Source organism: Sphaerotilus sp., from assembly GCF_041083715.1.
Taxonomy (GTDB): Bacteria; Pseudomonadota; Gammaproteobacteria; order Burkholderiales; family Burkholderiaceae_C; genus Sphaerotilus.
In genome coordinates, this window is sequence record NZ_JBFPGY010000211.1 from 1 (window position 1) to 8,951 (window position 8,951).

Below are 8,951 nucleotides of genomic sequence, written 5' to 3' on the forward strand. Positions count from 1 at the left end.
GCGGGTTGCGTGTGCTGGCCATCCAGACCATCCGTCCGCGCCACCCGAAGGCGGGCGACTCGGACGATGCTCTGCATGTGGCCAGATCAGCGGAAGTCACGATGCTCTGGCAACTGGTGGCGCACACGCCAGCCTGACGCGGGTATGCGACCGGCTATTGAGCGAGACCAAATGCAAAGCAATCCATCCATTCCTGAAGTCCCGCGGGCCATTGCGGGCGAGGAAGTGGGGGGTGACGAGCCTGAACCCTGGCACTGGAAGCTAACGGTTAGGGCTGCTTCGTTCCCGACCTGACCCGTTTGGCCGCGCCCCCATGCAGGGAGGCCCGTCACTGCGGATTGTAATCGAGTTGGCCAGAATGCTGTACCGAATCCGGTTCTGTGCGATTATCGAACCTCTGTTACAGCTTGCAGGGCTGTCATTCATCGATGAAGAATACTGAACGCCAGATCGTTGACCTCAAAGACGACGCAGAAAAGATTGCTGCGATCCGCAAGATCCGCAAGTTGATGGATTTCTGGCGCATCACTCCGGCGGAGTTGCGCGGGCGGCCGATTGTTCGTGCGTATTCGCGGGAGCCTGCTGAAATTCGCTATCGGCATCCAGTGACGGCAGAAGTCTGGGATGGGCGGGGTTCGCAGCCCCAGTGGCTGCGTGATGCACTGATCAAGGAAGGCTACACCGTGGAAGAATTGCGTCGCACGGTGCCACACATTTCTCCGGCTGAAGCCAGCGACGCAACCCCGACGACCTGAGCCCAGATGGATCCAGTGCAAGAAAAAAGGCCTGAATCTCCACAGATCAGGCCTTTTGCTGGATATTTTGGCTCCCCGACCTGGACTCGAACCAGGGACCTGCGGATTAACAGTCCGTCGCTCTACCAACTGAGCTATCAGGGAATTGTTCAGATGTGAATGGCGTTCAACGCGCTTGTATTTGGCTCCCCGACCTGGACTCGAACCAGGGACCTGCGGATTAACAGTCCGTCGCTCTACCAACTGAGCTATCAGGGAATTGATTTGCGTTTTGTCGCCAACTGACAAGACATACATTGTATGGCAAGAGTTGGTGCAAGTGCAATAGTTTCAGCCAACTTTATCGAGAGAGGCCACTCTTGGTGCTGGATCGATGGCTGGCAGGGCCATGTGACAGACGCTGCCGCCGTTTGGATGGTTCTTGCAGTGCACATCTCCATCCAGTCCGCGCAGGATTTGCCTGCAGATCGCCAACTCCAGGCCGCTGCCATCGCCGGGGTCGTCAGCGGCCCGGCGTGACTGGACGAAGGCAGAGAACATCGTCTCGCACTCGGTTTCGGCCAAGCCCGGGCCGGCGTCGTGGATCCACCAGTGCAACACACCCTCGCTGTCGCGCGAGGCTCGCGCCTCGATCTGGCTGCCCGGCGGAGAAACGCGCACTGCACGCTCGATCAGAATGCGCGCAGCCTGCTGGAAACGCAGCGCATCGACGCAGGCCATCCCGTCTGCACAGGGTTTCACGACGATGTCGATCTGGCGGGTTCTGGCCTCGATGCGTGCATGTCGAATCACTTCTCCGAGCAGGTCGCTGGTATCGACATGGACCCGGTGCAGCGTCCCGGTGGCGCTTTTCACCTGGGACAGATCGAGCAGGTCATTCACCACCAGCAGCATCCGTTGCCCCCCATGCTGGATGTGGGTGAATAATTCATGTTGTGCACTGTCATGGCGGCTGCGCATGACGCCCAGTTCCGAGAAACCGATGATTGACTGCAGCGGGGTGCGCAGGGCGTGACTGAGATTGCCGATGAACTCGGACTCGGCACGGTGGGCTGCTGCCGAAGCAGTCACTGCGTCTGCTGCACGCTGTTCGGCTTCCCGGAAGCTGGTCACATCGGTGATGCTGCCAATCACACCGCCGGGGCGGCCATCCGGGCGTGTCAGTGCCACCTTGGCGATCAGTGCCTGCCGCTTGGCGCCGCTGCGCAGAACGATGTTCTCCATGTAGCTGCTTTGACCTGCACCGGCCCAGAGTGCCACGTCCCGTACCGGGTGGTAGGCGAGGTGGCTCAGCGTCGGGTCGGTGTCGGCGCGCTGTCCGATCAGGTCATCGCGGCGCACACCCAGGAAGTCCTCGAAGGCCTGGTTCACCAGCACGTAGCGGCCCAACGGATCGAGCACGAACATCGGTGCCGGCGCAGCCTCGATCACGGCACGCAGGTGGCGTTCGCTTTCCTCCAGCCGATTGCGCGTGCGGTCCAGCACCGCGGCCATGCGCTCGTGCGCACGCAGACTCCGCCAGCTCGCGACGGTTCCGGCCACGATCATCAGCATGCCAACGACATCCGCGACCAGCAGCCAACCCAGTTTTCGTCGCCAGGTTGCACTTACTTCGGCCATCGATTCCTCCACCACGACCAGCAGCGGATGCTTGCGGCTGGCCCGGAACGAGGTGACGACCGTGGTCGCATCCAGCCCCATGCCTTCGTAGCTGCCGTATTCCTGCTCCGGCAGGAATTCCTGCAAGGCGCGATGGCTCGGCACGCTGGTACCGGGCAGTCGCTGCACGCCTTCGGTGCCGGCCAGCAGCCGCCCCTGGTAGTCCAGCAGCGCCGCATTCAGCGTGCGCTCGCCGAGGATCTGCTGGAAATGGTTGGACAGGTAGTCCGGATTCAATGCGGCCACTGCCAGGTAGGTCTTGCCATCGGGCGTCGTGCTGTGGCGGACCAAGGTGATCAACCCGACCCCCGGCAACGAGCGGGGCATGCCAGCCTGGCGGGTGGCGTCGATCAGATCGCGACCGGGCAGCCACGGTCCCAGCCAGGCGTCATCGGCGCTGACCGGGCGCCCGAGCAACTGCACGTCGAAAGTTGCGCCGACCGCGCCGGCGTTGGAACTCACCAGGACCTTGCCGCTGGTGTCCAGCACGGAGAGGCTGCGCATGTACGGCAAGCCGCGCACCGCCTCGACCAGCCGCTCGGACAGGTTGCTGGCGGCCGGTTCGCCGCCGTGCAGGCGCTCGCTGACCATGGCCAGCGCGAGTGCCGTCGCATCCAGCGTGCGTGTGGTTTCGTCTTCCAGCAGCCTGGCCAGCATCTGGGTTCGCCGGGTTTCCTGTGCCAGCGTGTCCTGGCGTTGGTAGACCGCGAATGTACCGGACAGCAGCACGAGCAGCAGCAGCAGCCCCGTTCCGGCCCAGATCAGCTGGGTGCTGCTCAGCCAGGCTGGGCGCGTGGAGGCATGTCGGGCACTCATGGGCGCGTGGTCATCACGGCCTGGTGGTCGGTCGGATCACGATTTCGGACAAGCGGTAGCGGCGTGCCGCGCTTTCGAGGCGGCCATCCTGGCGCATGTCTGTGACGAACCGGTTGACGCGGTCCAGCCACTCGGCATCACCCGGGCGAATGGCATAGGCATAGGGGAGGACATGGAAAGATTGCGGCGGGCTGATCAGACGTGCCCATTCTGCGTTGTCGAGCAGGCGCCGGCTGTAGGGATAGTCCGTCATGAAGACATCGACCCGGCCCGCTTCCAGCTCCTGTTCCCGGGTGGTCGGTGGGCGGATCACCACGAGATTGGCCCGGTGCAGCGCATCGCGCATCACCGGTTCCATGAAGGTGCCGGCCTGCACGGCCACCTGCACACCGGGCTGGTCGATGTCTTCCCAGCGCCGCACCACGCGGCTGCTGCGGGTCGCGACGGCGTAGATGTCGCTCTGCAGATAGGGCAGGCTGAAGCGCAGCACCTTTTCGCGCTGTGGCAGCACGCCGACGGCAAACATCGCGATGTCGCACCGGTCCTTCAGCAGGTCATCGACGAGCGCGGTGAATGACGAATCGACATGGTGCAACCTGGTGCCCAGCTCCCGGGCGAATTCGGCCGACAGGTCGATGTCGAGCCCGGTGAACTGCCGTGTCTTGGGATTGCGGTAGCTGATGCCGTAGTAGTCCGGCCAGACGCAGACCCGCAGTTCGCCGCTGTGGTTGATCCGGTCGAGGACTTCACCGGCGCCTGCGGAACAGGCCATCAGACTGGCGAGCAGCGCCGTTGTCAGCGATGGCAGGCAGGACTTCATCTGAACACTTCCGGGTTGGCCAAGCACACAGTTCATGAGGCGATATCGCAGATATACGAATATTGACATTGGGAAGTGTGATGCCGCCTAGGGAGATCTCTCGGTGTCCGGTGCACGAAATACCGATTCGCGCCGATGCCCGTGAGGGAATGCACACGAATGCTGCCGGACCAGGCCGACGTATGCTTTCTGGACTCAGCCGGTGAGCCCGAGTCGCCGCTGCAGCAGCGCGCTGCTGGTCGTGTACAGCAGCGGTCCGCGTTCTTGTGGCCGCAGGCGGTCGCGTGCGGCATGGGCGGCGAGTGTCGCCTCATGGAAGCCACAGACAATCAGCTTCTTCTTGCCGGGATAGGTGTTGATGTCGCCGACGGCGTACACACCAGGCCATGCAGTCTCGAACGTGGCGACATCGACCGGCAACAGCTTGCGCTCCAGTGCGAGTCCCCAGTCGGCCAGTGGGCCGAGTCGCGGGCTGAGTCCCTGGCAGACGATCAGCACGTCCAGCGGCTGCTGCGCTTCAACGCCTTGCGCGTTCAGTACGGTCACGGCCTCCAGCCGATCGCTCTGGGCATGCGCGGCGGTGATCTGGCCGATGCAGACCTGCAGCCGCCCATTGGTGCGCAGCGCAGCGATGCGCGCCAGCAGCTCGGCTTCGGCACTGAACTGGTCGCGTCGGTGCAGCAGGGTCACCCCGGGCGATCGGGGGTGTTCGGCGAGCGCCGCGGCGCGTTGCAGCGCGGCCTCGTCGCCGCCGACCACGAGGACACGTTGGCCGACGAAGGGCGTCAGATCGTCCGGATGGTGAAAGACTTGCCGCTGCTCGTGCGCTTCCAGGCCGGCGACCTTGATGCGGCGGGGGGTGAATGCCCCCACACCCGCCGCAATGACGACGCTGCGCGCCCGAAACTGCGGCCCGGCGCCAGTGCCAATCTCGAACCGACCATCGTCCAGCGGGCGCAGCGTCTGCACCTCGTGGCCGAAATGCAGGCCGGGCTGGAAGGGGGCTGTCTGCCGCAGCAGGCGCTCGGTCAGTTCCCGGCCGGTGCACACGGGCACGCCGGGGATGTCGTAGATCGGCTTGTCGGCGTAAAGCGCGACACATTGGCCACCAGCCTGCGGCAGCACGTCCACCACCTGCACCGACAGGCCGAGCAGGCCGAGCTGGAAGGCCTGGAACAGACCGACCGGTCCGGCGCCGATCACCAGCGCATCGGTGTCGATCGGCGCGGCGGGCACGGGCGCGGACACGGATACGTCCAGCAGCGGATCAGCGTTGCAGGAACTGGATCTTGTCCTTGACGTCCTTCCACTCCTCGGCGTCGGGCAGCGGGGCCTTGCGCTTGGTGATGCTGGGCCACTTGGGCGTCAGGTCGGCATTGATCTTGATGAACGCGAGCTGGTCCGCGGGCACATCTTCCTCCGGGAGAATGGCATTGACCGGGCACTCGGGGATGCAGACCGCGCAGTCGATGCACTCGTCCGGATCGATGACCAGGAAATTGGGGCCTTCGCGGAAGCAATCGACGGGACAGACGTCCACACAATCGGTGTACTTGCAGCGGATGCAGGCTTCGGTGACGACGTGGGTCATGACGCGGTTTTCACTCGGTAGTAGGTAGAGGGCAAGGCGGGAGGCAAAACTGATCGATTTTAAGGGGTCGGTCCGACTTCGGTGGCTTGACCTTGCACAAGCACGGGTCTGGCTCCGGCGCCGACCGTGACCAGCGTGGGGCGGCCGCCGTGGCGCTCGCCGGCCTGCGCCAGTGTGGCAACCACGTGCTGGCTGATGCACTGGTCCGGCCAGCCGGCGCGCGAGACCACCAGCACCGGCGTGTCGACGGCCCAGCCGACCTCGCACAGCCGCTCGGCCAGCGAGGCGAGCTGGCGGCCCGCCATGTAGAACACCTCGGTGTCGGCGCTGCGGCGCGCCTGCAGCTCGCCCGTCTGGGTCATGGCGGTGCTGAACGCGACGCTGCGCCCCACGCCACGCCGCGTGAGCGGGCGCTGCGTGGCGGCGGCGGCGGCCAGCGCCGAGGTGATGCCTGGCACCACCTCGCAGCCGATGCCCGCTGCGCACAGGGCTTCGAGTTCTTCTTCGAGCCGGCCGAACACGCTCGGATCCCCGCCCTTGAGCCGCACCACGCGCGACGAGCGCTGCGCATGCTCGACCAGCAGGGCGTTGATGCGGTCCTGCCCGGTGCTGCTGGTGCTGAATCCGCGCTTGCCGACATCGACCCACTCGGCCGAGGGCGCCTCGTCGCGCAGGGCCGGATCGGTCAGCGCATCGAACAGCACGACTTCCGCCTCACGCAGCCGGCGCAGTCCCCGCAGCGTGATCAGATCCGCGGCACCCGGTCCGGCACCGATGAACACGACGCGGACCTGCTCGGTCGGCTGGTGGTCGAACAGGGGGGCCTGGTGCTGCAAGACACGCAACCTCAGGCCTGGACCAGCAGCGCACCGCTGGTGCGGTTGGTGGTCGGATCGACGACGATCAGCGCGCCGCCCACACGGTTGTCCGCATAGGCTTCGACCGGGAGTGCCTGCTGGGTCTGGATCTGCACGCGGCCGATCTCGTTGACCGCCAGCTCGTGCGCATCGACTTTTTCCAGCGTGTTGATGTCCAGTCGGTGGTCGATCGCGGTGATGCGCGCCTGCACCCAGCGGTTGCCGTGGCGCACCCAGTACTTGCGGCCGAGCACGGCAGGTTCGGTGTCGAGCCAGGCCAGCGTGCCGCTGAAGGTCTGCTGCGTCGGGGCACTGCCGGGCGTGAAGACCCAGTCGCCGCGCGACACATCGACCTGGCGGTCCAGCACGATGCCGGCGGATTGCCCGGCGGTGCAGGCGTCCACCACGCTGCCGGCGTGGCGCACCGACGCGACGATGGCGGTCTCGCCGCTCGGGAAGATCTGCACGGTGTCGCCAGCCTGCACCGAGCCGTGGGCGATGCGGCCCCACATGACGCGGTGCTGGTGGCCGGTGCCGTGGCCTTCGTCGCGGGCGACGTACTGGACCGGCACGAGCAGGTTGCCGTCGTGCGCTTCATCGGCGACGGGCAGCGTTTCGAGCAGTTGCAGCAGCGTCGGGCCGGTGTACCAGTCCCAGTTCGCGGACGGCGTGGCCACGTTGTCGCCGCGCAGCGCGGACACCGGCACGATGCCGCGCACGGTGATGCCGGCTTCCTCGGCGAACTTGGTCAGCGCCTTCGACACGGCGTCAAAGGCGGCTTGCGTGCCGACCTCGATCGCGTCGAGCTTGTTGATCGCGAACACGATGCTCGGCACGCGCAGCAGGCGGGCCAGCAGGCTGTGGCGGCGCGTCTGCGGCAGCAGCACCACATCATCGACCGACGTGTCGAGCTTGGTGATGTCCACCAGCACGACCGCGGCGTCGGAGCCGGCGGCCGCCGTCACCATGTTGCGGGTGTACTGCTCGTGGCCGGGGGCATCGGCGATGATGAACTTGCGCGTCTTGGTGGCGAAATACTGGTACGCCACGTCGATGGTGATGCCTTGCTCGCGTTCGGCTTCGAGGCCGTCGGTCAGCAGCGACAAGTCGATCGGCGCACCGGCAGCACGCTTCTCCAGCGCGTCGAGCTTGTCGGCCAGGATGCCGCGGCTGTCGAACAGCAGGCGGCCGATCAGCGTGCTCTTGCCGTCGTCCACGCTGCCGGCGGTCAGGAAACGCAGGGCCTTGTGGGCCAGTTCCTCGCTGGCGTCGATGTGTTCCACGTTGTTCACGTCAGTCATCAGAAATAGCCTTCCTTCTTGCGGCGCTCCATCGAGGCCTCGGAGGTGCGGTCGTCCATGCGGGTCGCGCCGCGCTCGGACACCGTGACCTGCAGCGTCTCGGCGACGATGTCGGCGGTGGTCGCGGCATCGCTTTCCACCGGGCAGGTGCAGGTCATGTCGCCCACGGTGCGGAAGCGCACGTCCACCGTCTCGATGGTGTCGCTCGCGTCCGGCGGCGTCACGTCCGTCACCGGCACCAGCAGGCCCTTGCGGCGGTAGATCTCGCGCTTGTGCGTGTAGTAGATGTTCGGCAGCGGGATGTTCTCGCGGGCGATGTAGAGCCACACGTCGAGTTCGGTCCAGTTGCTGATCGGGAAGGCGCGGAAGTGCTCGCCCGGCTTGATGCGGGTGTTGAACAGGTTCCACAGCTCAGGCCGCTGCTCCTTGGGCTGCCACTGGCCGAAGCTGTCGCGGTGCGAGAAGATGCGTTCCTTGGCGCGCGCCTTCTCTTCGTCGCGGCGGGCGCCGCCGATCATGCAGTCGAAGCGGTGCTCCTCGATCGTCTCCAGCAGCGTCACCGTCTGGTGGCCGTTGCGCGACTCCAGCGGGTGTGCCAGGCGGATCGTGCCGCGCTGCATCGAGTCTTCGAGGTGCCCGACGATCAGCCGCTCGCCCATCTCGGCGATGCGCTCGTCGCGGAACTGGATGACTTCGGGGAAGTTGTGGCCGGTGTCCACATGGACCAGCGGGAAGGGCAGCTTGCCGGCGAACACCGGGCGCTCGCCAGGTTTCGACAGTTTCTGCTTGAAGGCTTTCTCGGCGAGGTGCAGCACCACGCAGGAATCCTTGCCGCTGGAGAACAGCAGGCCGGGGCGCTCGAAGGCGCCGGCGACTTCGCGCAGGATGAAGATCGCTTCTTCTTCCAGCGCATCGAGGTGGCGGTGGTCCACGTCGGGGAGCAGAGGGGTCATGGTTGTCGGGGCGTTCATTCGGGTCAGGTGCAGCGGGTGGACGCAGGCGCTCAGAGGGTGGACTGCTTGACGTGCAGGCCGCATTCCTTGGCCTTCTCGTCTTCCCACCACCAGCGGCCGGCACGGAAATCCTCGCCCACCGCGATGGCACGGGTGCAGGGTGCGCAGCCGATGCTGGGCATGAACTGGTCGTGCAGCG

8 protein-coding genes, 2 tRNA genes, 1 other RNA gene and 1 pseudogene are annotated in these 8,951 nt (G+C 65.7%); 1 reads left to right on the forward strand and 11 read right to left on the reverse strand.

Annotated features, from left to right (window positions below; all coding sequences use genetic code 11):
• Positions 1–231: 231 nt before the first annotated feature.
• Positions 232–330, reverse strand: an RNA gene (ffs, locus tag AB3X43_RS09235) — signal recognition particle sRNA small type.
• A gap of 98 nt (positions 331–428) precedes the next feature.
• Between ffs and AB3X43_RS09240 the strand changes: the two genes are divergently transcribed.
• A complete protein-coding gene (locus AB3X43_RS09240) occupies positions 429–755 on the forward strand; it encodes an H-NS histone family protein (protein WP_369429550.1) in 327 nt (108 codons plus the stop codon).
• A 68-nt stretch (positions 756–823) separates the two neighbouring features.
• On the opposite strand, the gene AB3X43_RS09245 is transcribed toward AB3X43_RS09240, so the two are convergent.
• From AB3X43_RS09245 to AB3X43_RS09290, 10 genes and pseudogenes are all read right to left on the reverse strand, one after another.
• Positions 824–899: transfer RNA gene (locus AB3X43_RS09245), tRNA-Asn, on the reverse strand.
• A 38-nt stretch (positions 900–937) separates the two neighbouring features.
• Positions 938–1,013 (reverse strand) — tRNA-Asn (locus tag AB3X43_RS09250).
• Between the two features lie 72 nt (positions 1,014–1,085).
• Entirely contained in the window at positions 1,086–3,230 is a 2,145-nt protein-coding gene (locus AB3X43_RS09255; protein WP_369429551.1) for a histidine kinase dimerization/phospho-acceptor domain-containing protein, read from the reverse strand.
• Between the two features lie 13 nt (positions 3,231–3,243).
• Positions 3,244–4,050, reverse strand: a complete 807-nt coding sequence (locus tag AB3X43_RS09260) for an ABC transporter substrate-binding protein (RefSeq protein WP_369429552.1) — start codon at positions 4,048–4,050, stop codon at positions 3,244–3,246.
• Positions 4,051–4,245: 195 nt separating this feature from the next.
• A complete protein-coding gene (locus tag AB3X43_RS09265; RefSeq protein WP_369429553.1) occupies positions 4,246–5,298 on the reverse strand; it encodes an NAD(P)/FAD-dependent oxidoreductase in 1,053 nt (350 codons plus the stop codon).
• Positions 5,299–5,317: 19 nt separating this feature from the next.
• Positions 5,318–5,641 carry a ferredoxin FdxA gene (gene fdxA, locus AB3X43_RS09270; protein ID WP_369429554.1) on the reverse strand — a complete coding sequence of 108 codons (324 nt, stop codon included), beginning with the start codon at positions 5,639–5,641 and terminating at the stop codon, positions 5,318–5,320.
• Between the two features lie 59 nt (positions 5,642–5,700).
• Complete coding sequence (cobA, locus tag AB3X43_RS09275) at positions 5,701–6,477, reverse strand: uroporphyrinogen-III C-methyltransferase (RefSeq protein ID WP_369429555.1); 777 nt, start codon at positions 6,475–6,477, stop codon at positions 5,701–5,703.
• A gap of 11 nt (positions 6,478–6,488) precedes the next feature.
• A complete protein-coding gene (locus AB3X43_RS09280; protein ID WP_369429556.1) occupies positions 6,489–7,799 on the reverse strand; it encodes a sulfate adenylyltransferase subunit 1 in 1,311 nt (436 codons plus the stop codon).
• A complete protein-coding gene (gene cysD / locus AB3X43_RS09285; protein WP_369429557.1) occupies positions 7,799–8,770 on the reverse strand; it encodes a sulfate adenylyltransferase subunit CysD in 972 nt (323 codons plus the stop codon). Before cysD ends, AB3X43_RS09280 begins: the two co-directional genes overlap by 1 nt.
• A gap of 32 nt (positions 8,771–8,802) precedes the next feature.
• Positions 8,803–8,951, reverse strand: a pseudogene (locus AB3X43_RS09290) (phosphoadenylyl-sulfate reductase); the annotation flags it as partial.